Source organism: Blautia caccae, from assembly GCF_040095955.1.
Taxonomy (GTDB): Bacteria; Bacillota; Clostridia; order Lachnospirales; family Lachnospiraceae; genus Blautia; species Blautia celeris.
Genome location: NZ_JBBMFP010000113.1, coordinates 1 through 545, shown reverse-complemented (window position 1 = coordinate 545; position 545 = coordinate 1). Strand labels below are relative to the sequence as shown.

At 42.0% G+C, this 545-nt stretch carries 1 protein-coding gene; it reads right to left on the bottom strand.

All coding sequences use genetic code 11. The features are described from left to right. Positions 1-545 (bottom strand): hypothetical protein (locus tag WMO65_RS26480; protein ID WP_349064939.1); only part of this gene is annotated, 545 nt, incomplete at both ends.

Here is a 545-nt window from a genome sequence, read left to right as displayed (position 1 = left end):
TTGTTATAGGAAGTGCCGTTGTAGCTCCATAACGAAAACGTTGCTCCTTTTAAAGCGGCTTTTGTTTCGGCATCCTGTTTTTTGATATTTAAAGAAAATGTCTTTTTGGGGATAGACTTACTAAAAGAAGCCGTTTTTGTAAAGTTGCCTGCAGCGGTTGTATACGACCAAAGCACTATATTTTGGTATGTGGAATTGGAAGAGGGTGAATAGATAGCGCCTCCCCAATACCTGGGGGCTGTTACAGTCGCTTTCGCTGTTATGGCCTTACCGGTTAATTGATAAGATTTATATTGGTCTGACGTGACAAACAGCCTAAAAGCACTGTAGGTTTTATTGTCCTTTTTTTGTACCGTTGAACCAGGTGCAGATACTGTTAAACTTTTGATCTGCTCCTTCATATCCATATCGTAAACCGTTTTCAATGCCGGCATGGAATAGCCTGTGGCATATCCACCAGAAACGCTTGCAAAATTGGATGGATCACTGACAGTAAAGGATGCACTGGCACTGGCATCAAACCAGCCATCACTTGTAAAGCTGGT